This window comes from Streptomyces sp. NPDC097595 (assembly GCF_044761525.1).
Classification (GTDB): domain Bacteria; phylum Actinomycetota; class Actinomycetes; order Streptomycetales; family Streptomycetaceae; genus Streptomyces; species Streptomyces drozdowiczii_A.
Genome location: NZ_JBIWCN010000003.1, coordinates 1 through 22047 on the forward strand (window position 1 = coordinate 1; position 22047 = coordinate 22047).

Annotated in this window: 18 protein-coding genes and 2 rRNA genes; 12 read left to right on the forward strand and 8 right to left on the reverse strand. The window is 70.9% G+C overall.

Going from position 1 to position 22047, the window contains the following annotated elements:
* Both ACIQZN_RS04940 and rrf read left to right on the forward strand, forming a co-directional pair.
* Nucleotides 1-73 (forward strand): 23S ribosomal RNA (locus ACIQZN_RS04940); the annotation flags it as partial.
* A gap of 79 nt (nucleotides 74-152) precedes the next feature.
* Nucleotides 153-269, forward strand: a 5S ribosomal RNA gene (gene rrf, locus ACIQZN_RS04945).
* Between the two features lie 94 nt (nucleotides 270-363).
* On the opposite strand, the gene ACIQZN_RS04950 is transcribed toward rrf, so the two are convergent.
* From ACIQZN_RS04950 to ACIQZN_RS04970, 5 genes are read right to left on the reverse strand one after another with little or no spacing between them, the layout of a single operon-like run.
* Complete coding sequence (locus ACIQZN_RS04950; RefSeq protein WP_403988467.1) at nucleotides 364-1674, reverse strand: DUF58 domain-containing protein; 1311 nt, start codon at nucleotides 1672-1674, stop codon at nucleotides 364-366.
* A gap of 11 nt (nucleotides 1675-1685) precedes the next feature.
* Nucleotides 1686-2702, reverse strand: coding sequence for an AAA family ATPase (locus ACIQZN_RS04955; RefSeq protein ID WP_403988469.1), 1017 nt, complete (start codon nucleotides 2700-2702; stop codon nucleotides 1686-1688).
* A complete protein-coding gene (locus ACIQZN_RS04960) occupies nucleotides 2699-3907 on the reverse strand; it encodes a DUF4350 domain-containing protein (RefSeq protein ID WP_403988471.1) in 1209 nt (402 codons plus the stop codon). The genes ACIQZN_RS04955 and ACIQZN_RS04960 overlap by 4 nt, the downstream gene beginning before the upstream one ends.
* Nucleotides 3904-4590 (reverse strand): DUF4129 domain-containing protein, encoded by a 687-nt coding sequence (locus ACIQZN_RS04965; protein ID WP_403988472.1) that lies wholly within the window; start codon nucleotides 4588-4590, stop codon nucleotides 3904-3906. Before ACIQZN_RS04965 ends, ACIQZN_RS04960 begins: the two co-directional genes overlap by 4 nt.
* Before the next feature lie 4 nt (nucleotides 4591-4594).
* Entirely contained in the window at nucleotides 4595-6067 is a 1473-nt protein-coding gene (locus tag ACIQZN_RS04970; protein WP_403988474.1) for a glycerophosphoryl diester phosphodiesterase membrane domain-containing protein, read from the reverse strand.
* Nucleotides 6068-6207: 140 nt separating this feature from the next.
* Between ACIQZN_RS04970 and mtnA the strand changes: the two genes are divergently transcribed.
* The 7 genes from mtnA to ACIQZN_RS05005 all read left to right on the forward strand — a co-directional run bounded on the left by mtnA (nucleotide 6208) and on the right by ACIQZN_RS05005 (nucleotide 14706).
* On the forward strand, nucleotides 6208-7353 hold the full coding sequence (mtnA, locus tag ACIQZN_RS04975; protein ID WP_403988476.1) for an S-methyl-5-thioribose-1-phosphate isomerase: 1146 nt from the start codon (nucleotides 6208-6210) through the stop codon (nucleotides 7351-7353).
* Between the two features lie 4 nt (nucleotides 7354-7357).
* Nucleotides 7358-8047 carry a two-component system response regulator MtrA gene (gene mtrA, locus ACIQZN_RS04980; RefSeq protein ID WP_005316841.1) on the forward strand — a complete coding sequence of 230 codons (690 nt, stop codon included), beginning with the start codon at nucleotides 7358-7360 and terminating at the stop codon, nucleotides 8045-8047.
* A 1-nt stretch (nucleotide 8048) separates the two neighbouring features.
* Nucleotides 8049-10088 (forward strand): MtrAB system histidine kinase MtrB, encoded by a 2040-nt coding sequence (gene mtrB, locus ACIQZN_RS04985; RefSeq protein WP_403988479.1) that lies wholly within the window; start codon nucleotides 8049-8051, stop codon nucleotides 10086-10088.
* Between the two features lie 85 nt (nucleotides 10089-10173).
* Nucleotides 10174-11943 (forward strand): LpqB family beta-propeller domain-containing protein, encoded by a 1770-nt coding sequence (locus ACIQZN_RS04990; RefSeq protein ID WP_403989141.1) that lies wholly within the window; start codon nucleotides 10174-10176, stop codon nucleotides 11941-11943.
* A 66-nt stretch (nucleotides 11944-12009) separates the two neighbouring features.
* On the forward strand, nucleotides 12010-12756 hold the full coding sequence (locus ACIQZN_RS04995) for a ComF family protein (protein WP_403988481.1): 747 nt from the start codon (nucleotides 12010-12012) through the stop codon (nucleotides 12754-12756).
* Between the two features lie 322 nt (nucleotides 12757-13078).
* Complete coding sequence (gene hpf, locus ACIQZN_RS05000) at nucleotides 13079-13768, forward strand: ribosome hibernation-promoting factor, HPF/YfiA family (RefSeq protein ID WP_403988483.1); 690 nt, start codon at nucleotides 13079-13081, stop codon at nucleotides 13766-13768.
* Nucleotides 13769-13953: 185 nt separating this feature from the next.
* The gene (locus ACIQZN_RS05005) at nucleotides 13954-14706 is read left to right on the forward strand and encodes a response regulator transcription factor (protein ID WP_365681963.1); all 753 of its coding nucleotides are present in this window, start codon (nucleotides 13954-13956) and stop codon (nucleotides 14704-14706) included.
* Nucleotides 14707-14745: 39 nt separating this feature from the next.
* On the opposite strand, the gene ACIQZN_RS05010 is transcribed toward ACIQZN_RS05005, so the two are convergent.
* Together ACIQZN_RS05010 and ACIQZN_RS05015 are read right to left on the reverse strand one after the other, a co-directional pair.
* Complete coding sequence (locus ACIQZN_RS05010; protein WP_403988486.1) at nucleotides 14746-15921, reverse strand: winged helix-turn-helix domain-containing protein; 1176 nt, start codon at nucleotides 15919-15921, stop codon at nucleotides 14746-14748.
* 10 nt (nucleotides 15922-15931) lie between these two features.
* A complete protein-coding gene (locus tag ACIQZN_RS05015) occupies nucleotides 15932-16522 on the reverse strand; it encodes a GNAT family N-acetyltransferase (RefSeq protein WP_403989143.1) in 591 nt (196 codons plus the stop codon).
* Nucleotides 16523-16773: 251 nt separating this feature from the next.
* Here ACIQZN_RS05015 and secA point away from each other — a divergent pair, with 251 nt between their 5' ends.
* Nucleotides 16774-19593, forward strand: a complete 2820-nt coding sequence (secA, locus tag ACIQZN_RS05020) for a preprotein translocase subunit SecA (RefSeq protein WP_403988488.1) — start codon at nucleotides 16774-16776, stop codon at nucleotides 19591-19593.
* A 388-nt stretch (nucleotides 19594-19981) separates the two neighbouring features.
* Here secA and ACIQZN_RS05025 read toward each other — a convergent pair whose 3' ends face one another.
* Entirely contained in the window at nucleotides 19982-20401 is a 420-nt protein-coding gene (locus ACIQZN_RS05025; protein ID WP_403988490.1) for an Rv3235 family protein, read from the reverse strand.
* A 285-nt stretch (nucleotides 20402-20686) separates the two neighbouring features.
* Here ACIQZN_RS05025 and ACIQZN_RS05030 point away from each other — a divergent pair, with 285 nt between their 5' ends.
* Together ACIQZN_RS05030 and ACIQZN_RS05035 are read left to right on the forward strand one after the other, a co-directional pair.
* A complete protein-coding gene (locus ACIQZN_RS05030; RefSeq protein ID WP_403988492.1) occupies nucleotides 20687-21193 on the forward strand; it encodes a DUF6912 family protein in 507 nt (168 codons plus the stop codon).
* Nucleotides 21194-21232: 39 nt separating this feature from the next.
* Nucleotides 21233-21910, forward strand: a complete 678-nt coding sequence (locus tag ACIQZN_RS05035; protein ID WP_403988494.1) for an HAD family hydrolase — start codon at nucleotides 21233-21235, stop codon at nucleotides 21908-21910.
* Nucleotides 21911-22047 lie beyond the last annotated feature (137 nt).

The following is a 22047-nucleotide window of genomic DNA, read 5'->3' on the forward strand; positions in this document are numbered from 1 at the left end:
GTTGATAGGCCAGATGTGGAAGCCCGGTAACGGGTGGAGCTGACTGGTACTAATAGGCCGAGGGCTTGTCCTCAGTTGCTCGCGTCCACTGTGTTAGTTCTGAAATAACGAACAGCCGTGTTTTCATCCGGTTGGTTCAAATTTCATAGTGTTTCGGTGGTCATTGCGTTAGGGAAACGCCCGGTTACATTCCGAACCCGGAAGCTAAGCCTTTCAGCGCCGATGGTACTGCAGGGGGGACCCTGTGGGAGAGTAGGACGCCGCCGAACAATCATTGTGGGAAAGCCCCGTGCCATTGGCACGGGGCTTTTCTGCGTTTCAGCCCGGGCAGACCAGACGGGTCCGCCCTCCCGTCGCTCGTGCCTACAGGCGCCCCGCCGCTTTGAGTGCCAGATAGGCATCGGCGAGTGCGGGTGCGAGATCGTCCGGTGATGCATCGACAACGACCACACCGTGGCTCCTGAGTTGGTCCGCAGTGCGGCGACGCTGGGCCTGGGCCTCGACACCGGCGGCCGCCTCGTACATCGCGTCCACTGTTCCGCGCGCGCCGGCCATCTCCGCGATGCGCGGGTCGCTCACCGCTGCGATCAGCACCGTGTGCCGCTGGGTGAGCTGAGGCAGTACGGGCAGCAGCCCCTCCTCGACAGGAGCCGCGTCGAGGCTCGTCAGGAGTACAACGAGCGAACGCCGAGGAGCCTGCGCGATGGCCTCGGCGATGAGCCCTCGCGCATCGGTCTCGACGAGCTCCGGCTCCAGCGGTGTCAGGGCGTCGACCACGGCCGGCAGGACGTCCCCGGCCGCCCGGTCCTGGACCCTCGCCCTCGTACGGCGGCTGTAGGCGAGGAGGCCGACACGGTCGCCGGCGCGAGTGGCGAGTGCGGTGAGGAGCAAGGTCGCGTCCATCGCCGCGTCGAGGCGAGGCACATCGCCGACCCGGCCCGCCGAAGTGCGGCCGGTGTCGATGACGACCAGGACGTGCCGGTCGCGTTCCGGGCGCCAGGTCCGTACGGCGACCGTGGACTGGCGGGCGGTCGCGCGCCAATCGATCGACCGGACATCGTCGCCGGGAACGTAGGCGCGCAGGCTGTCGAACTCCGTGCCCTCCCCGCGCGTGAGCACGCTGGTACGACCGTCGAGTTCGCGCATTCTGGCGAGCCGCGAGGGGAGATGCTTCCGGCTTGTGAACGGCGGAAGGACGCGCACCGTCCAGGGCACCCGATGGCTGCCCTGGCGTGCGGCCAGGCCGAGGGGCCCGTACGAGCGGACGGTGATCTGTTCGGCCCGGCGGTCACCGCGGCGGGTGGGGCGCAGCATCGTGCTGATGCGCCTTCGCTCGCCGGGCGGGACAGCCAACTCGTGGCGGGAGGCGGACGACTCGGTTCCGGGTAGCCAGCTGCTCGGCGGCCAGGCATCGCGGAGATGTGCCCGCAGCAGGCGGCGGGAAGGGTTGACTACGGTGAGTTGCACTTCTGCCCGGTCACCAAGTCGAACGGATGTATCACCGGATCGGGTGAACTGAAGCGTTCGCACTGGCGCTGCCAGGGCATAGTCGCACAGAATTGCCAGTGAGAGCGGGGCATTGACCGCGAGCATTCCCGTCCAGCTCGGGGCCACGATGCCTACAGGGAGTGATCCCAGAGCCGCCAGCAGGGCGGCACGTCCGGTGAGGGCCACGGCTCATCGCCTCATCGAGGTACGGGGACTTGGGCGAGCACAACGGTGATGACGGAGTCGGGGGTGACCCCTTCCATCTGGGCTTCGGGGCGCAGTTGGATGCGGTGCCGGAGCGTCGGGAGGGCCAGCGCCTTCACATCGTCCGGGGTCACGTAGTCGCGGCCGGTGAGCCAGGCCCACGCTCGGGCGGTGGACAGCAGGGCGGTGGCTCCACGGGGGGAGACACCGAGAGAGACCGAGGGGGACTCACGCGTGGCACGACAGATATCGACTACGTAGCCGGCGATTTCGGGGGAGACAGCCGTCCTCGCGACCGCGGCGCGGGCGGCTTCGAGGTCGGCGGGCCCGACGACCGGTCGGATGCCCGCAGCCTTCAGATTACGGGGATCGAACCCATCGGCATGGCGGGTCAGGACAGCGACCTCGTCGGCACGCGTGGGCAATGGGACGGTCAGTTTCAGCAGGAACCGGTCCAGTTGGGCTTCGGGGAGGGGGTACGTGCCCTCGTACTCGACCGGGTTCTGTGTCGCGGCGACGAGGAAGGGGTCGGGCAGCGGACGGGGCGTGCCGTCGACGGTGACCTGACGCTCTTCCATCGCCTCCAGCAGAGATGACTGCGTCTTGGGCGGGGTCCGGTTGATCTCGTCTGCGAGGAGGAGGTTGGTGAAAACGGGGCCGGGCTGGAAGGAGAACTCGGTCGTGCGCGCGTCATAGACGAGGGACCCGGTGACATCGCTCGGCATCAGGTCGGGTGTGAACTGCACCCGCTTGGTGTCCAGTTCGAGTGACGCGGCGAGGGCTCGGACCAGCAGGGTCTTGGCCACGCCGGGGACGCCTTCGAGGAGGACGTGCCCTCGGCAGAGCAGGGCGACGACGAGTCCGGTGACGGCGGGGTCCTGGCCGACCACGGCCTTGGCGATCTCGGAGCGCAGCACCTCCAGAGCGGCGCGGGCTGCGTCGTGCGTGTCGGCGGCGGCGGGCCCGGCGGTTCCAGTTGTCCCGGTGGGCGCGGGAGGCGGGGCGCTCATGAGGTTCGGAACTCTCTTTCGAGGGAGTCGAGTTGGTCTGCCAGAAGTACGAGGGCCCGGTCATCGGAGGGGCCTGGGCCGAAGAGTAGATCGCTGAGGTTGCTGTGGGCCGGTCCGAGGCGTGCGGAGAGAGCGGGGAGGAGCACTGCGGGGGAGTGAGCGTCTCCGGGGGAGACACCGGCGAGTGGTGCCAGCGCGGTGCGCGTCGCGTGGCGGAGTGATGCGGCGGCGCGGTCGCGAGAGTTGGTTCTGCGGCTGAGCCGGGCTCGGCCCTCGGTGGACTCGGAGGCCCGGATGGCCACGGGTAGGCGCTCGTCGACGAGGGGGCCCAGGCGGCGGGCGCGCCAGACCGCTGCGAGCACGGCGGCGATGGCGAGTTGCAGTATGCCCCACCGCCAGCCGGACGGGATCAGCTCGATGAGGCTGCTCCGGCCGTCCGTGCTGTCAGTGGCGGAGGGATCGGTGAGCGAGGGGAGGTACCAGACCAGATGAGGGCGGGAACCGAGGAGTTGCAGGGCCAGGGACGCGTTGCCCTGGTGGTCGAGGCGTTCGTTGTACAGGAAGTCGGGGGAGCCCAGCAGGACGGTGTCGCCGGCTGCGGGCCGGCGCAGAAGGAGCACCGAGGAAAGGCCCCCTGCGGGGTAGCAGGCATCGGTATCAAGGCCCTCAGTGCCAAGGTGCTCGGCGTCGTAGCGGATGCCGCCCGTCTCGACGGCTCCGGCCCTTCGGGCCGCGGGCAGGGAGCAGTCCGGGGGCCGTGCGACCACGGGTACGGAGGGCTTCGCCCGCACACCGGGGGCCAGGGTGTCGAGGGAGGGGGAGTCGGCGCCGAGGAGCACGGTGCGGCCGGTCGTGCGGGCGGTCGCTGTGCGCAGAGCCCGCTGCTGGTGGGGCGTCAGCAGGTTGGGGCCGGTGACCAGAAGGGTCGTGTCGGGGCCGGTCGCGGATGCCGCGTCCCGGACGGTGGTGACGACGCGGACGGATATGCCGTGTTCCTTGAGGAGTTCGGCGATGGCTCTGCTGCCGTAGCGGTCCGCCGAGCGGGGGTCGAGGCGGCCGTGCTGGTCCCCGGAACGGGCGGCTGCCAGGGCTGTCGCGGCGACGACGAGCAGGAGGACGGCGAGCAGCACTCCGCGGGAGCGGCGCCATATCTCTTGAGGCGTGACGGATATGGAGGTGGAGGGGGCGGTGGCGGCCGGGGTCATTCGGCAGCCCCCTCGCGGGCGCCGGTGAGTCGCGGTGTGGCGGTTTCGACGGCGCGGTCGAGGTCGAGCAGAGTCAGGTACGCCGTCCGGTCGGCGGAGCGGCCCCCGTATGTGACGTCGTCGAAGACCCGGGCCGCCGCCCGCAGCCGTGTGTCGTACGGGGGAAGGGTGCGGCCCGCCTCCGCGGCCGCTTCGTCGGCGGTGCGTCCGGGGCGGGGGTCCAGCAGAGCCCGCTCTTCGAGGGAGCGGACGAGGGCACGCATCCGTTCCTGGACGGCCTGGTTCCAGCGGTCGGCTGCCGCGTGGACCTCGGCGGCTGCACGGTGCTCCGCGGCGCTGCGCGGGCCGTGCGTGAAGAGCGCTTCGGTGCGCCTCCGGCCGGGGTGCGGGGCGCCCAGCCGCCACCGGAGCGCGGCGGCGAGGGCGATGACGATCACGAGGAGAACGACCAGGCCGGCAGCCCCGCCCGGTGCGACGACGGAGGCCGCTGAGATGAGATCGCCGAACCAGGTCCACAGGTGGTCCAGGGCCCGTTGGAGGGGGTTCGGGTCGTTCTCGTGGTACGCGCCCTTGGACAGTTCGCGTCGGGCCGCCTCCCGGGCGGGGAGGCGGCCGGTGTCCACGGGGGCGCCGCCGCTCGTTCGTACCAGCAGTCGTGCTGCCGCCTCGCCCGCCCCCGGCACGGTGTCAGTTCCTGTTGTCGAAGCCGGGCAGGCCCGCTGCCTTGGCCAGGTCGAGGTCGAGCGCTTCGCGGCGGATGCGCTGGTCCACGTAGAGAAGGGCCATGACGCCGGCGGAGAGCGGATACGTGAGGGCGGCGGCGACCACGTCACCGATGGCGGAGACGATCAGGAACGGCCAGCCGAACTCGGTGGCTTCCCCGGAGAGGAAGGAGCTCAGGGTGCCGTCGTCGACGCCCACCGCGACGATGCCGAAGGGGATGGCGACCACCAGACCGACGATGAGCGTCAGCAGCCAGGTCAGGGCGAGAACGCCGAACGTCCGCCACCAGGCGTCACGGACCAGCTTCGCGGAGCGTCGCAGGGAGGCGGCGATCGGCTGCCGCTCCAGCATCAGCGCGGGGGCGGCCAGGCTGAAGCGGACCGACAGCCAGAGGAAGACGGCGGTCGCGGCGAGCAGCCCGAGCAGTGCGAGACCGGCTCCCGCGGTGTCGCCGATCAGGAACCCGGGCAGGATGCCGGCGGTCATGATCGCTCCGCCCATGACGGCGAGCAGGAGGGTCAGTCCCAGCATGGGGAGCAGCCGGGGGCGGGCTTCGGCCCAGGCTTCGGACAGGGTGACCGGGCGCCCCAGCACCGAGCGGCTGATCACCACGGTCAGCACCGACGTGGTGAAGATCGTGGCCAGCATCGAGATCAGCAGGGTCGGGGCGAGGTCGAGGAGGCTGTAGCGGAGCGATTCGGTGGCCTGGCGCAGCGCCTCGGAGCCGGTGGCGTTGCGGTCGACCGAGGGAGCGTCGGGCAGCAGATAGCGCTGGATGAGGAGGATGGCGGCCTGGGCGATCACGGAGACCGCGAGCGTGATGCCGAGGACCGTGCGCCAGTGGGCGCGCATGGTGGAGACGGCGCCGTCGAGGATCTCGCCGATGCCGAGCGGCCGGAGCGGGATGACGCCGGGTTTCGCCGCCGCCGGCGGCGGGCCGCCCCAGCCGGATCCTCGCGGCGGAGTGCCCCAGCCGGATCCCTGCGGCGAGGTGTTCCAGCCGGGGCCCGTGCTGGAACCGGAGCCGTGTGCCCGGGTGCCCCAGCCCGTGTTGGGCGGCGGGGCGGTGGGGCCGGTTCCGGTGGGGCTCGGAGGGGACCACTGGCCGGCGGGCGGCTGCTGGGCGGCCCAGGTTCCCGAGGGGGCGGTATCGTCGGCCGGTTCGGAGGGGCGGGGGATGCCTGTGTCGGGGCGGCCCGGCTCCCGGCCGGTCGTTTCCTGGCCCGCTGCTTCCTGGTCGGCTGCTTCTTGGCCTTCGGGCTTCCGGCGGTCCGGCTCCTGATCGGCCACTTGCCGGTCTGCCGCTTCTCGACGTGCCGGGTCCTGATCAGGCGATTCTCGGTCGGCCGGGGCGCGGTGGTCCGTTGCGTGGTCGTTCGTCCGCTGGTCGTCGGAGGGGGCGGATCCGGGCGAGGCCCAGCCCGGAGTGTCGTTCATTGTCGCTCCTTCGCGGTCCTGTCCGCGCGGCGCGGCGTCAGGCTGGCAGCCATCGTGCCACGCGTCGTTGCCGTCCGGCCCCGGCCCTGTGACCGGCTCGTGCCTTCAAGTCCGGGCGGGTCACCGGGCAGACTGGATGGATGGCTGATCAGGACGCGCAATCGCCGGTGGGCAGCGAGGCCGCCGGACTACCCTCAATTCGCTGGGACGAGCCTCCGGAAGGCCCCGTGCTGGTGCTCCTCGACCAGCGGCGGCTGCCCGCGGAGGAGACGGAGCTGGTGTGCACCGATGTGCCGGCTCTGGTGGCCGCGATCAGGACGCTCGCGGTACGGGGTGCGCCCCTGCTGGGGATCGCCGGTGCCTATGGCGTGGCCCTGGCCGCGGTGCGGGGCTATGACGTGGCGGAGGCCACCGGGCTCCTGGAGCGGGCGCGGCCCACCGCCGTGAACCTGGGATACGGCGTGCGCCGGGCCGCCGCGGGGTACTGGGCGGCGCTCGACAAGGGGGCCGGACAGGAGCGGGCGGGAGCGGTCGCACTGGCGGAGGCCAGGGCGCTGCACCGGGAGGACGCCGAGGCCAGCCGACGGATGGCCGGGCACGGGCTCGCGTTGCTGGACGAGCTGGTTCCGGGCGGGGGCCACCGGCTGCTGACCCACTGCAACACGGGGGCGCTCGTCTCCGGGGGCGAGGGCACCGCGTTCGCGGTGGCGCTCGGGGCCCACCGGGCGGGGCAGCTGAGGCGGCTGTGGGTGGACGAGACCCGTCCGCTGTTGCAGGGCGCCCGGCTGACCGCGTACGAGGCGGCGCGCAACGGCATGCCGTACAGCCTGCTCACGGACAATGCGGCGGGGTCGCTGTTCGCCGCGGGGGAGGTGGACGCCGTGCTGATCGGGGCGGACCGCATCGCCGCGGACGGGTCGGTGGCCAACAAGGTGGGGAGCTATCCGCTGGCGGTGCTCGCCAAGTACCACCACGTACCGTTCATCGTGGTGGCGCCGACGACGACCGTGGATCTGCTCACGGCGGACGGGGCGTCCATCGCCGTGGAGCAGCGTTCCGGGCGCGAAGTGACGGAGCTCACAGTCCTGCCGCGCGGAGCGGGGGACGAGGAGGCGGGCGGAATGCTCGTCGCCCCAGTGGGGACCCAGTCGTACAACCCCGCCTTCGATGTCACGCCGCCGGAGCTGGTCACGGCGATCGTCACGGAAGAAGGCGTAATCTCGCCGGTCACGGGGGCCGGGCTGGCAGAGCTGTGTGCCAGATCATCGCAGGTAACGATTAGCTAATGGGATGATGTCGTTTATGAAGGGACGCGTCCTTGTCGTCGACGACGACACCGCACTGGCCGAGATGCTCGGGATTGTGCTGCGTGGTGAGGGTTTCGAGCCGTCGTTCGTAGCGGACGGCGACAAGGCACTTGCTGCATTTCGAGAGGCGAAGCCGGACCTGGTCCTGCTCGACCTCATGCTGCCCGGCAGGGACGGCATCGAGGTCTGCAGGCTGATCAGGGCCGAGTCGGGTGTGCCGATCGTCATGCTCACTGCCAAGAGCGACACGGTTGACGTGGTGGTGGGCCTGGAGTCCGGGGCCGACGACTACATCGTCAAGCCGTTCAAACCGAAGGAGTTGGTGGCCCGGATCAGGGCACGTCTGCGCAGGTCCGAAGAGCCGGCCCCGGAGCAGCTGACCATCGGGGACCTGGTCATAGACGTCGCCGGGCACTCGGTGAAGCGGGACGGGCAGTCCATCGCCCTGACGCCGCTGGAGTTCGACCTGCTGGTCGCGCTCGCCCGCAAGCCGTGGCAGGTCTTCACCCGTGAGGTGCTCCTGGAGCAGGTCTGGGGTTACCGGCACGCGGCGGACACCCGTCTGGTCAACGTGCATGTGCAGCGGCTCCGCTCCAAGGTCGAGAAGGATCCGGAGCGGCCGGAGATCGTCGTGACCGTCCGTGGTGTCGGGTATAAGGCCGGACCGAGCTGACATGTCCCTGGGTAGCACTGCTCCGAAGCCCGGGGAGCCGGGAGTCCGTGCGGAGCGGGCTGCCGGTTCAGGGCACACCTCGTCCCCCGTCGAGCGCTTCCTGCAGGGCGGCCGGTTGTTCCAGGACCGGGCGCCCGGCGGGCCGGTGCCGCGTCTGCTGATGCGCTGGGTGCGGCGTCCGCTGCTGCCGGCCGTGCGGCTGTGGCGGCGCAACCTCCAGTTGCGCGTCGTCGCGGGCACGCTGCTGATGTCGCTCGGAGTGGTGCTCCTGCTCGGCCTCGTCGTGATCGGGCAGGTGCGCAACGGCCTGCTCGACGCGAAGGGCAAGGCGGCCCAGACACAGGCCGCGGGCGGGTTCGCGGCCGCCCAGGAGAAGGCCAACGCGCCGCTCACCCCCGTCGCCGGCGAGGTCGACGACGCGGCGGACGGCACGACCGAGAACAACTCCTGGCGCACCGAGCTCGTCGACCAGCTCGCCAGTGGCGGCAAGAACGCCTTCAACGTGATGGCGCTCAGTGCCGACGAGGGGGCCCGGGCGCCCCGTGGCTCGGGATACGTCAAGGCGTCGAGCCTTCCGCAGAGCCTGCGGGACGCGGTGAACAAGGGCCCCGGTGCCTTCCAGACGTACACGCTGATCCAGTACGAGAACGGGCAGGAGTCCCAGCCCGGCCTCATCGTCGGCAAGCGCCTCTACGACATCGACCGCGACCCGTACCAGCTGTACTACGTCTTCCCGCTCACGCAGGAGGAGAAGTCCCTGAACCTGGTCAAGGGCACGCTGGCGACCGCCGGCCTGTTCGTGGTGGTGCTGCTGGGTGCCATCGCCTGGTTCGTGGTGCGCCAGGTCGTCACCCCCGTACGCATGGCCGCAGGCATCGCCGAACGGCTCTCCGCCGGCCGGCTCCAGGAACGGATGAAGGTCACCGGCGAGGACGACATCGCCCGGCTCGGTGAGGCGTTCAACAAGATGGCGCAGAGCCTCCAGCTCAAGATTCAGCAGCTGGAGGAGCTGTCCCGGATGCAGCGGCGGTTCGTCTCGGACGTCTCGCACGAGCTGCGTACACCGCTGACGACGGTACGGATGGCCGCCGACGTCATCCACGAGGCGCGGGCCGACTTCGACCCCATAACGGCCCGGTCCGCCGAGCTGCTGGGCGACCAGCTCGACCGCTTCGAGTCACTGCTCTCCGATCTGCTGGAGATCAGCCGCTTCGACGCCGGTGCCGCCGCGCTGGAGGCGGAGCCGATAGACCTGCGGCAGGTGGTGCGCCGGGTGATCGGTGGCGCCGAGCCGCTCGCCGAGCGCAAGGGCACCCGGATCCGGGTCGTCGGCGACGAGCAGCCGGTGATCGCCGAGGCCGACGCGCGGCGCGTCGAGCGCGTCCTTCGCAACCTCGTCGTCAACGCCGTCGAGCACGGCGAGGGGCGCGACGTGGTCGTGCGGATGGGCGCGGCCGGCGGAGCGGTCGCCGTCGCCGTCCGGGACTACGGCGTCGGGCTGAAGCCCGGCGAGGCGACCCGGGTCTTCAACCGCTTCTGGCGGGCCGACCCGGCCCGGGCCCGGACCACCGGCGGCACCGGCCTGGGCCTCTCCATCGCGGTGGAGGACGCCCGGCTGCACGGCGGCTGGCTCCAGGCGTGGGGCGAGCCCGGTGGCGGTTCGCAGTTCCGGCTGACGCTGCCGCGTACGGCGGACGAGCCGCTGCGGGGCTCGCCGATACCACTGGAGCCGGAGGACTCGCGGCGCAACCGGGAGAGCCGGGAGCGGGCCGAGGACGCCTCCACGGACACCTCCGCCTCGGGCGGCGGGCACCGGCTGCTGGCCGTGCCCTCGCAGCACGCCGGTACGGGCCGTGCCCCGCTGCAGGTGCCCGGCCGGGCCGCCGTGCCGGCCAGGACCGCGCCCGCGTCGGTGCACCCGGCGGCCCTGCCGGGCAACGGGGCACGGGTGGTGCCGCGTCCCTCGGAGGAGCGGCAGGCCGGTCACAACGACTCTCCGGGGCGTGAACCGGGGCGGGAGGACACGATCCGTGAGGACTGACCGTCGTCAGGGCGGCCGTGGGCGTGTGGTGGGGGTGACCGTGCTGGTCGGGTGCGGCGCGCTCGTGCTGTCGGCGTGCGGCTCGATGCCCGTGTCCGGGGACATCAAGGCCGTCGACGCCTCGCAGCCCGGCGACTCCCAGGTGCAGGTGTACGCGGTCGCCCCCAGGGACGGCGCCACCCCGAACGAGGTGGTCGACGGCTTCCTGGAGTCGATGACCAGCGACGACTCCGACTTCCGGACGACGCGCAAGTACCTCACCAAGGAGGCGTCGCGCCGGTGGAAGCCGAGCGCGGAGACCGCCGTGCTGGCCAAGGCGCCGAACCGGAGCGACCGCCCGGTCCACGACCACGACCGCACCACGACCGAGGTCTCCTACACCCTCACCGGGGAGCAGGTGGCGACGGTCGACGAGCAGAACGCGTACCAGCCGCTCGTCCCCACGGACTTCTCCCGCACGCTCCACCTGGTGCGGGAGAAGACGCCGGACGGCAAGGAATGGCGCATCGACTCCGTGGCGGACGGCCTGGTGCTCGGCCAGTCCGACTTCAAGCGGCTGTACCGCTCGGTCAATAAGTACTACTTCGCGACCGGGCGGTCCGACGCGGAGGCCACCCTCGTCGCCGACCCTGTCTACCTCCGCAACCGGACCGACCCCTCGACCGGGATGGACACGGTGACGCAGGCGGTCCGCAGCCTTCTGCGGGGGCCGACCGACTGGCTGCGGCCGGCCGTCGCCTCGCGCTTCCCCAAGGGGACGGACCTCAGGAAGGGTGTCGGCTCGCTGACGCCCGACGACCGCAACGTCCTGAAGGTCCCGCTCGACAAGAACGCGGACGGGACCGGGCAGCGGGACTGCCGGATGATGGCCTCGCAGGTTCTCTTCACCCTCCGGGACCTGACCTCCGCGCGGGTCGAGCAGGTGGAGTTGCAGCGTTCCGACGGTTCGCCGCTGTGCGTGCTCGACGCGGACCAGGCCGAGGAATACGCCCCCGACGGCTCCTCGGGCGGACCCGACAGCCAGTACTTCGTCGATGCCAAGGGCCGGGTGGAGCGCATCCCGGGCAGCACCAGGGGCAGCGGCGAGCCGGAGCCGGTGGTCGGCCCCTTCGGCAGCGGCGCGCTGAAGGTGAGCGCGGTCGGCGTGGCCCGGGACGAGCAGTCGGCGGCGGTGCTCTCCCAGCACAACGAGTCGCTCTACGTGGCCTCCATCGCCTCGGACGGCGAGCTCCCCGTACCAGCCCTGACGAGCAAGGCGGCCGACCCCGATGACCGGCTGACGGCGCCCAGCTGGGACGGCCGGGGCGATCTCTGGGTCGCCGACCGCGACCCGGAGAACTCCAGGCTGCTGAGGCTGCCCCACGGCACGGACAAGCCGCAGGAGGTGACCGTGCCGAGCCTGGGCGGCAGCCGTATCGCCGGGCTGCGGCTCTCCTCGGACGGGGTGCGCATAGCGCTGCTGCTGACCAAGGACGGCCACACGACGCTGAAGATCGGCCGGATCGAACGGCTCGGCCCGGAGGACGACGCCGAGGTGTCCGTGGTCGACCTGCGTCAGGCGGCGCCACAGTTCGCCGATGTGACGGCGGTGTCCTGGTCCGGCCGCAGCCGCCTCGTGGTCGTCGGCAAGGAGCAGGGCGGTGTGCAGCAGGTCCGTTACGTGCAGACGGACGGCTCGACGCCCTCCTCGGGCGTCCTGCCCGGGGTGAACCAGGTGCTGGCCATCGCCGCCGCCGACGACGAGCAGCTGCCGCTGATGGCGGACACCTTCGGCGACGGGATAGTGAAGCTGCTCCCCGGGGACAACTGGCAGACGGTCCTCAAGGAGGGCTCGGCGCTGGTCTACCCGGGCTGACACCGCCGCCCTCCGGGGTTTTCCACAGGGGTGGCCCGCCGGCTCCCGGAGGGGCACAGTTGAGGTGTGCGGGGGTGGTGGCGGGAGATCAGCGGGCTCGTGCTTCCGGTGTCCTGCGGCGGCTGCGGCAGGGCGCGGGCGGAGCTGTGCGAGGCGTGCGGCGTACAGCTGCACGGAGGTGTGCCGCGCCGGGTGCGGCCCTCGCCGGAGCCGACCGGGCTGCCCGAGGTGCATGCCGCCGCCGGATACGAGGGCGCGGCGCGGGCGGTCCTGCTCGCCCACAAGGAGCGCGGCGTGCTCGCGATGGCGCGCCCGCTCGGCCGGGCGCTGGCGGGTGCGGTACGGGCCGGAGCCGGGCGGGATCCGGACGGGCGGCCTCTGCTGCTCGTACCGGTGCCTTCCGCGCGCCGGGCCGTCGCGGCGCGCGGGCACGACCCGGCGCGGCGTATCGCTCTGGCGGCGGCCGCCCAGCTGCGGCGGAACGGCGTCCCGGCGACTGTCGCCGCGGTGCTGCGGCAGCGGCGGGGAGTGGCCGACCAGTCGGGTCTGACCGCGGCGGAGCGCCGGGCCAACGTGGCCGGGGCGCTGGATGTGGCGGCCGGGGGCGGGAGGCTGCTCACCGCCGGACGGGTGGTGCTGGTGGACGACCTGCTGACCACGGGGGCCACGCTGGCCGAGGCGGCCCGGGCGCTCGACGCGGCCTGCGGGCGCGCGGGGTCCCGCGTGCGCGACGCGGCCGTGGTCGCGGCGCCCCCTCCGGCCTTCGACGCAGCATGTCCCGCCGGTCGGAAAATAAACCGGAACTGGAACTGAACTTGCATCGTTGCAGGTAGTGAGTGGGTAAAAAGACCTGAACGGAGGTACGTGCGAGTAGCGGGTGCCGACATCCGTCCGAGCAGGCTATGTTCGGTTGTGAGGAATGGTGAATGCCGGCCCTCGACGAATGCACCATCAGGTTTCAGGCAGGCGACCCACCAGTGGTTCGGAAACCGGAAATCGGGTGGGGTGAAACCCTTCCGGCTGGGGAGGAGGAGGTGGAAGTCACCGAGTCCGCGGTCCCGGCCCATCACCGGGACCAGGTGCAAAAGGGAGATGCTCCGCCGCCGAGCGGAGCGATCCGGGAACGGAGTTCTGCGTGGACATCGTCGTCAAGGGCCGCAAGACCGAGGTGCCCGAGCGGTTCCGCAAGCACGTGGCCGAGAAGCTGAAGCTGGACAAGATCCAGAAGTTCGACGGCAAAGTGATCAGCCTCGACGTGGAGGTGTCCAAGGAGCCGAACCCTCGTCAGGCAGACCGCTCCGACCGGGTGGAGATCACGCTCCGCTCGCGTGGACCGGTCATCAGGGCAGAAGCGGCCGCAGGCGACCCGTACGCAGCGCTGGACCTGGCCACCGGCAAGCTGGAGGCCCGGCTGCGCAAGCAGCACGACAAGCGCTACAGCCGCCGGGGCACGGGACGCATCCCCGCTGCCGAGGTCGGAGAGATGGTGCCGGACGCGGCGTCCTTCAACGGTGACGGCGAGCTGATTCCCGACGAGACGGCACAGCCCGTACCCACCACCAGGGTCGGTTCGCTGGAGGTGCAGGGCGAAGGACCGCTGGTGATGCGCGAGAAGACGCACGTCGCGGCGCCCATGTCGCTCGACCAGGCCCTCTACGAGATGGAACTGGTCGGACACGACTTCTATCTGTTCGTGGACAACGAGACGAAGGAACCCAGTGTCGTCTACCGGCGGCACGCCTACGACTACGGTGTCATCCACCTGAGGACCGACCCGCTGGCCGCCGACGAGGCGGGCGGCGCGGGCGGCGCACTCGGCGGCTGACGCCACCATCGAGTGGTGCCCCTGGAGCGTCCGCACGCCCCCAGGGGCACCCGTCTGTCACCAAGTCATCACCGCACTGCCGTCCCGGCATGAAATCATGGCGACCCAAGCCAATCGGTGCTCTGTGAACTGCCGTTGGCGGACCGTTCGTGAATTTCAGGCCGTGGCCTTCAGGGGGAGGAACGATGGCGGACACCTTCGGGCCCGTGCGCGACGCGAGTGATGCCGACGACGCACGGGACCTCGGCGGTGCGGACCGGGACGGCGGCTACCGCAAGGAGCCCATCCGGGTCCTGGTGGTGGACGACCACGCGCTTTTCCGCAGAGGCCTGGAGATCGTCCTCGCGCACGAGGAGGACATCGAGGTCGTCGGCGAGGCCGGGGACGGCGCCGAGGCGGTCGACAAGGCGGCCGATCTGCTCCCGGACATCGTGCTGATGGATGTGCGGATGCCCCGGCGCGGCGGAATCGAAGCCTGCACGTCCATCAAGGAAGTGGCACCCAGCGCGAAGATCATCATGCTGACGATCAGCGACGAGGAAGCCGATCTCTACGAGGCGATCAAGGCCGGCGCCACGGGTTATCTCCTCAAGGAGATCTCCACGGACGAGGTGTCCACCGCTATTCGCGCGGTCGCCGACGGGCAGTCCCAGATCAGCCCGTCCATGGCGTCGAAACTGCTCACCGAGTTCAAGTCGATGATCCAGCGAACCGACGAACGACGGCTGGTACCGGCGCCCCGGCTGACCGAACGGGAACTGGAAGTCCTCAAACTGGTCGCGACCGGCATGAACAATCGCGATATCGCGAAGCAACTGTTCATTTCCGAGAACACCGTGAAGAACCACGTCCGCAACATTCTGGAGAAGCTCCAGCTCCACTCCCGCATGGAAGCGGTCGTCTACGCCATGCGGGAGAAGATCCTGGAGATCCGGTGAGCCGGTGAGCCGGCGCGACGGCCGGCGCACCGGGCGCGGTCACACCAGGAGGCGGGCGATCTCCGCCGCGAGCGGCCCGCGCAGCTCCGGCGCTTCCACCCGCTCCAGCCGGACGTCCGTGCAGCCGACCCAGGACGCCGCCTCCACCAGGGCCTGAGCCATCGGTGCCACGGCCTTCGTACCCGCCAGGGACACCTGCCGGGCGATCAGCGTCGTCCCTTCGCGGGCCGGGTCGACCCGCCCCTGGAGCCGCCCGCCGGCCAGCAGCGGCATCGCGAAATAGCCGTGCACCCGCTTCTGCTTGGGCACGTACGCCTCAAGGCGGTGGGTGAAACCGAAGATCCGCTCGGTCCGCGCCCGCTCCCAGACCAGCGAGTCGAACGGCGAGAGCAGCGTCGTCCGGTGCCGGCCCCGGGGCTCGGAGGCCAGCGCCGCCGGGTCCGCCCAGGCCGGCTTCGACCAGCCCTCCACGGCCACCGGCACCAGCCCGGAATCCGCCACCACGGCGTCGAACTGCTCGCCCTTGAGGCGGTGGTAGTCGGCGATGTCCGCCCGGGTGCCCACGCCCAGCGACTGCCCGGCGAGCGCGACGAGGCGGCGCAGGCACTCCGCGTCGTCCAGGTCGTCGTGGAGCACGGTGTCGGGCAGGGCGCGCTCCGCGAGGTCGTAGACCCGCTTCCAGCCGCGCCGCTCGGTGCACACCACCTCGCCGTACATCAGGGCCCGTTCGACGGCCACCTTCGAGGCGGACCAGTCCCACCACTCCCCGCCGTTCTTCGCGCCGCCCAGCTCCGTCGCCGTCAGCGGGCCCTCGGCGGTCAGCTGCTTGATGACGGTGTCGTACGCGCCGTCCGGCAGGTCGTGGGACCACTGCGGCCGCGCCCGGTAGGCGCGCCGGCGGAACGCGAAGTGCGGCCACTCCTCGACGGGCAGGATGCACGCCGCGTGCGACCAGTACTCGAAGGCGCGACCGCCCGACCAGTACGCCTCCTCGACGGTGCGCCGCCCGATCGCGCCCAGGCGCGCGTACGGGATCAGCTCGTGCGAGCGGGCCAGCACCGAGATCGTGTCCAGTTGTACGGCGCCGAGGTGGCGCAGCACCCCGGGCACCCCCGACCGGCGGTCCGGTGCGCCCAGGAAGCCCTGGGCCCGCAGGGCTATCCTGCGGGCCTGGTCGGCGGAGAGTTCGACTGCGGGTGGCTGCACAGACGTCATGCTCCGCACTCTAGGGGGCGGCACTGACACCGCTGGGCGGTACGTAGGCGGCGGTGCCCGGCAGCCCCAGGTCGGCGGGGAGCAGCGCGCCCGTCCACGCATTGCGGCGCACGCCCTTGTTGAGCAGCCCCGAGCGCTGCTCGCCCTCCATGCGGAAGCCCGCGCGCAGCGCGACGGCCCGCGACGGGTCGTTGCCGGTCTCGGCCTTCCACTCCAGCCGGTCGCAGCCGAGCGCGGTGAAGGCCCACCGGGCGGCGCACAGCACGGCCTCGGTCATGAAGCCGCGGCCGCGCTGCTCCTTCGCGGTCCAGAAGCCGACCTCGTACAGGCCGGGGCCGGTGCGGCGGTTCATGCCGAGCGCGCCTATCAGCGGCCCGCCCTCGCGGGGCACCACGGCGAAGTTGTACATCGAGCCGTCCCGCCAGCCCTCGGGCGAGAGGCGTTCCGTGAAGAACTCAGCGTCGGCGCGGGCGTACGGCGAGGGGACGACCGTCCAGCGCTGGATGTCCGGGTCCTGGCACGCCTCGTACACCGCGTCGGTGTCGGCGGGGGTGAAGGGGCGCAGCAGCAGGCGGTCGGTGGTGAGGGTGATCGGTTCCAAGGGTTCCATGAAGGGATTCTGGTGAGGTGCCGGTGAGGGCGCGAGTACTTTTCGTGATTCCCCGGCACCTTCGGTGCCCTTCGTCCGTTGACTCTGAAGGGCACCGCGGGGAGAACGCGGTGGCAGCCCTCCCGGCGCGGCGTGGTCCTCGCTTACGATGACCGTTGCGGTGGGGCCCACCTGCCGTGCCCGTGCCCGAGTCCATCACACGACCCAGTGCCCAGGCCCGACCGGCAAGGAGACCAGCCTCAGTGTCCGTCTTCAACAAGCTCATGCGTGCAGGCGAAGGCAAGATCCTGCGCAAACTGCACCGCATCGCGGACCAGGTCAGCTCCATCGAAGAGGACTTCGTCAACCTCTCCGACGCCGAGCTGCGGGCGCTCACCGACGAGTACAAGGAACGGTACGCGGACGGCGAGAGCCTGGACGACCTGCTTCCCGAGGCGTTCGCCACCGTCCGCGAGGCGGCCAAGCGCGTCCTCGGCCAGCGCCACTACGACGTCCAGATCATGGGCGGCGCCGCGCTGCACCTCGGATATGTGGCCGAGATGAAGACCGGTGAGGGCAAGACCCTCGTCGGCACGCTGCCCGCGTATCTGAACGCCCTGTCCGGCGAGGGCGTCCACCTGATCACGGTGAACGACTACCTGGCCTCGCGTGACTCCGAGATGATGGGCCGGGTCCACAAGTTCCTGGGCCTCAGCGTCGGCTGCATCATCGCGAACATGACGCCGGCCCAGCGCCGCGAGCAGTACGCCTGCGACATCACGTACGGCACGAACAACGAGTTCGGCTTCGACTACCTCCGCGACAACATGGCGTGGTCGAAGGACGAGCTGGTCCAGCGCGGCCACAACTTCGCGATCGTGGACGAGGTCGACTCGATCCTGGTGGACGAGGCCCGTACCCCGCTGATCATCTCCGGCCCGGCCGACCAGGCCACCAAGTGGTACGGCGACTTCGCGAAGCTGGTCACGCGCCTCACCAAGGGTGAGGCGGGCAACCCGCTCAAGGGCATCGAGGAGACCGGCGACTACGAGGTCGACGAGAAGAAGCGGACCGTGGCGATCCACGAGTCCGGTGTCTCCAAGGTCGAGGACTGGCTCGGCATCGAGAACCTGTACGAGTCGGTGAACACCCCCCTCGTCGGGTACCTCAACAACGCCATCAAGGCCAAGGAACTCTTCAAGAAGGACAAGGACTACGTCGTCATCGACGGCGAAGTCATGATCGTCGACGAGCACACCGGCCGTATCCTCGCCGGCCGCCGCTACAACGAGGGCATGCACCAGGCGATCGAGGCGAAGGAGGGGGTGGACATCAAGGACGAGAACCAGACGCTCGCCACGATCACCCTGCAGAACTTCTTCCGCCTCTACGGCAAGCTCTCCGGCATGACCGGTACGGCGATGACCGAGGCCGCCGAGTTCCACCAGATCTACAAGCTGGGCGTCGTGCCGATCCCGACAAACCGGCCGATGCAGCGCGCCGACCAGTCCGACCTCATCTACCGCACCGAGGTGGCCAAGTTCGCCGCGGTCGTGGACGACATCGCCGAGAAGCACGAGAAGGGGCAGCCGATCCTGGTCGGCACCACCTCCGTCGAGAAGTCCGAGTACCTCTCGCAGCAGCTCTCCAAGCGCGGCGTCCAGCACGAGGTGCTCAACGCCAAGCAGCACGACCGGGAGGCGACGATCGTCGCCCAGGCCGGCCGCAAGGGCGCGGTGACCGTCGCGACGAACATGGCCGGACGAGGCACCGACATCAAGCTCGGCGGCAACCCGGACGACCTCGCCGAGGCCGAGCTGCGCCAGCGGGGCCTCGACCCCGTCGAGCACGTCGAGGAGTGGGCGGCCGCGCTTCCCGCCGCGCTGGAGAAGGCCGAGGAGGCCGTGCGGGCGGAGTTCGAGGAGGTCAAGGAGCTCGGCGGGCTCTACGTCCTGGGCACCGAGCGGCACGAGTCGCGCCGCATCGACAACCAGCTGCGCGGTCGTTCCGGCCGTCAGGGCGACCCGGGCGAGTCCCGTTTCTACCTGTCGCTCGGTGACGACCTGATGCGGCTGTTCAAGGCGCAGATGGTCGAGCGCGTCATGTCGATGGCCAACGTGCCGGACGACGTGCCGATCGAGAACAAGATGGTGACGCGGGCGATCGCGTCGGCGCAGTCGCAGGTCGAGCAGCAGAACTTCGAGACGCGTAAGAACGTCCTGAAGTACGACGAGGTGCTCAACCGGCAGCGTGAGGTCATCTACGGCGAGCGGCGCCGGGTCCTGGAGGGCGAGGACCTCCAGGAGCAGATCCGCCACTTCATGGACGACACGATCGACGACTACATCCGCCAGGAGACGGCGGAGGGCTTCGCCGAGGAGTGGGACCTCGACCGGCTGTGGGGCGCGTTCAAGCAGCTCTACCCGGTGAAGGTCACCGTCGCCGAGCTGGAGGAGACCGCGGGGGACCTGGCCGGGGTCACGGCGGAGTTCATCGCCGAGTCGGTCAAGGAAGACATCCACGAGCAGTACGACGAGCGGGAGAAGACGCTCGGCTCCGAGATCATGCGTGAGCTGGAGCGGCGTGTGGTGCTGTCGGTCCTGGACCGCAAGTGGCGTGAACACCTCTACGAGATGGACTACCTCCAGGAGGGCATCGGCCTGCGGGCCATGGCGCAGAAGGACCCGCTGGTCGAGTACCAGCGCGAGGGCTTCGACATGTTCAACGCCATGATGGAGGGCATCAAGGAGGAGTCCGTCGGCTACCTGTTCAACCTGGAGGTCCAGGTCGAGCAGCAGGTCGAGGAGGTGCCGGTCGAGGACGCGGCGACCTCGCTGTCCAAGGAGGACGCGGTGCCGGCCTCGCGGCCGGAGATCCGGGCGAAGGGGCTGGACGCTCCGCAGCGGCCGGATCGGCTGCACTTCTCCGCTCCCACGGTTGACGGGGAGGGCGGGGTCGTCGAGGGCGACTTCGCGAATGTGGACGGTGGGTCGGGGGGCTCCGGAGCGGGGTCGGATGGGCTTACTCGGGCGGAGCGGCGTAAGGCGCAGAAGTCTTCTGGGGGGCGGCGGCGTAAGAAGTAGCTTGCGCTGACGTTGTGGTTGTGGCTGGGCCGGGCACCGGGTGGTGTCCGGCCCAGCCGTGTTTGGGGTGGGGTGGGCGGTGCGGGTGGGTGTGCCTGCGGCGGGCTTCCCCTACCCGCCCCTTCCCGAAACCGGGGCTCTGCCCCGGGCCCCGCGCCTCAAGCGCCGGCGGGGCTGGGTGGGCGGCGGGGCTGGATGGCCGGTGGGGCTGGGTGGGCGGCGGGGCTGGATTATGGGCCCGTACGGGGCCTGTGCGGCTCTGTACGGGCTTCCCGGCCCTGCTGGCGGCCCCTTGGGCCCTTGGGGCACCGGGTCCTTTTGCGGGGCCCCAGGCCCCTCAAAGGGGCCCGTCACCCCGGCGGGCCTCGCGAGCGCCGGGCTCGTCGGCTCACCTTGTCCGCATCGGGGTGTTGCCCAGTTCCACCGCCGCGCAGCGCCAGCGGAGGTCTGGGCCCTGTTCCAGGCGGAAGGCCATGGCTCGGACTTCCTCGCCTGCGGCGATGCTCGCGCATGCCTCCACCACGCCGGGGGCCGGCTGGGCTCCTCGGCACATGCGGATGACCGGGCGGGTGCCTCGGGTGCGCAGAGGTGTCGTGGGGGCCAGTTCTGCCAGTTGGTCGTAGGCGTCGCCGATCGTGTGGCCCAGCATCCAGTGGACCGGGCGCTGGCCGCTCAGGACCGCCAGCAGGCGTTCCGCGAACCAGTGGTGGGGGCGCATGCGCCTCGGTACGCGGTGGCGCTGGGCGGGTACGGCTTCGGGCCTGCGGGTGTCCTGGCGTCCTGCGGGCCGGGTCCTGTTCGTGGTCATCTGTCGCCCCCGTGCTCCAGAGGCCCGGATATACCGGGCGGTAACTTCTGTTGGTGATCTTCTACGGGGGAGTCGGATTTGTCGCAAGTGTCGGGGGGAGGGGGTGGGGTGCGGTGGGATTCACCTGTCTGGGTGGTGGGCAGGGTGGTGGGGCGAGCTGCGGGCGGGGCGGGCAGGGTGAGTGGGCGGCGTGAGGTGGACGGGGGCCGGGGTGTACGCGTAACCCCAAAGGGGGACCTCGCACGTATCCTGAGGGCGTCTCCGACTACGAAAGCGGCCGAGCCCATGCGCGTGTACGTACCCCTGACCCTCGCCGCGCTCGCCGCCGCGCACCGGGCCGGTGAGCTGGGGCCCGGTCCGCTCACCGCCTACGCCGTCACCCCGGCGCTGCGCGAGTGGTACGTCTCCGACGACATCGAGGAGCTGGAGTACGCGGCGCTCAACCGGGCCGCCTCCGCCTCGCTGCGACTGATCGCCGGGGACCCGCAGGCCGCCCGGCGCCGCGTCGTCGTCGCCGTCGACGTGGCCGACGGGGACGCGGTCGCCGACCCGGACCACATCCTGGACGCCTCCTCGCTCGGCGAGGTCACGATCGCCTCCGCCGTCCCGCTGGCCAAGGCCGCCGCGGTGCACGTCGACTCCGACGACGCGGACGAGGACGTCACCGCCGCCGCGGCCGCGCTGGGGGCGGCGGACCTCGGGGACGACGACGCGCAGTTCACCGTCGACGGCGCCGAGGACCACGAGCTGCTGTGGTTCGGGGTGCAGGAGATCCCCGGTCTGATCGGGTAGGCGGGGCCGTTGTCAGTGGGGGCGAGTACCGTTTCCGGCATGGGGATCGCACCGGGGGAACACGACCGCACGCATCTGGTCTGGGACTGGAACGGCACACTGCTCGACGACAACACCGCCGTCGTCGGCGCGACCAACGCCGCGTTCGGCGAGGTCGGCCTGGCGCCGATCACCGTCGAGCAGTACCGGGAGATGTACTGCATCCCGATACCCCGGTTCTACGAGCGGTTGATGGGGCGGCTCCCCACCGACGCCGAGTGGGAGCGGATGGACGGGGTCTTCCACCGCCACTACACCGAGCAGCGCGACGCCTGCGGGCTGACCGCCGGGGCCGCCGAGCTGCTGGCCCGGTGGCAGCTGACCGGGCACAGCCAGTCGATCATGAGCATGTACCGGCACGAGGAGCTGGTCCCCGTCGTGCGCGGATTCGGCATCGAGCGGCACTTCGTCCGCGTGGACGGGCGCACCGGTCCGTCCGGCGGCAGCAAGTCGGAGTACATGCGGCGGCATCTCGCCGCCATGGACGGGATATCCCCGCAGCGCACGGTCGTCATAGGTGACGCGGTCGACGATGCCGTGGCCGCCGCGCACGCCGGTGCCAGGGCCGTTCTCTACACGGGTGGTTCGCACAGCCGTGCCAGCCTGGAGAAGGCCGGTGTGCCCGTCGTGGACACGCTCACCGAGGCCATCGCGCTCGCCGAGCAGCTGACCCGGTAGCCGGTCGCGCGTCCGCCGGGGGCGCCCCGGCGGTCGGTCGCGCATCCGCCGAGCGGCGCCCCGGTAGCCGGTCGCACGTCCGTCGGGTGGCGGCCCGGTGGTCGCGGAAGTGCTTTCGTCCATGCGTTCGTGCTGTC

Excerpts from the sequence above, each read along its gene's own strand:
- ACIQZN_RS05010 (WP_403988486.1), bottom strand. The coding sequence starts at position 15,921 with ATGACGTCTGTGCAGCCACCCGCAGTCGAACTCTCCGCCGACCAGGCC.
- mtrA (WP_005316841.1), top strand. The coding sequence starts at position 7,358 with ATGATGTCGTTTATGAAGGGACGCGTCCTTGTCGTCGACGACGACACC.
- ACIQZN_RS05035 (WP_403988494.1), top strand. The coding sequence starts at position 21,233 with ATGGGGATCGCACCGGGGGAACACGACCGCACGCATCTGGTCTGGGAC.
- ACIQZN_RS05030 (WP_403988492.1), top strand. The coding sequence starts at position 20,687 with ATGCGCGTGTACGTACCCCTGACCCTCGCCGCGCTCGCCGCCGCGCAC.
- mtnA (WP_403988476.1), top strand. The coding sequence starts at position 6,208 with ATGGCTGATCAGGACGCGCAATCGCCGGTGGGCAGCGAGGCCGCCGGA.
- ACIQZN_RS05025 (WP_403988490.1), bottom strand. The coding sequence starts at position 20,401 with ATGACCACGAACAGGACCCGGCCCGCAGGACGCCAGGACACCCGCAGG.
- ACIQZN_RS04955 (WP_403988469.1), bottom strand. The coding sequence starts at position 2,702 with ATGAGCGCCCCGCCTCCCGCGCCCACCGGGACAACTGGAACCGCCGGG.
- mtrB (WP_403988479.1), top strand. The coding sequence starts at position 8,049 with ATGTCCCTGGGTAGCACTGCTCCGAAGCCCGGGGAGCCGGGAGTCCGT.
- ACIQZN_RS04960 (WP_403988471.1), bottom strand. The coding sequence starts at position 3,907 with ATGACCCCGGCCGCCACCGCCCCCTCCACCTCCATATCCGTCACGCCT.
- ACIQZN_RS04990 (WP_403989141.1), top strand. The coding sequence starts at position 10,174 with ATGCCCGTGTCCGGGGACATCAAGGCCGTCGACGCCTCGCAGCCCGGC.
- ACIQZN_RS04970 (WP_403988474.1), bottom strand. The coding sequence starts at position 6,067 with ATGAACGACACTCCGGGCTGGGCCTCGCCCGGATCCGCCCCCTCCGAC.
- ACIQZN_RS05005 (WP_365681963.1), top strand. The coding sequence starts at position 13,954 with ATGGCGGACACCTTCGGGCCCGTGCGCGACGCGAGTGATGCCGACGAC.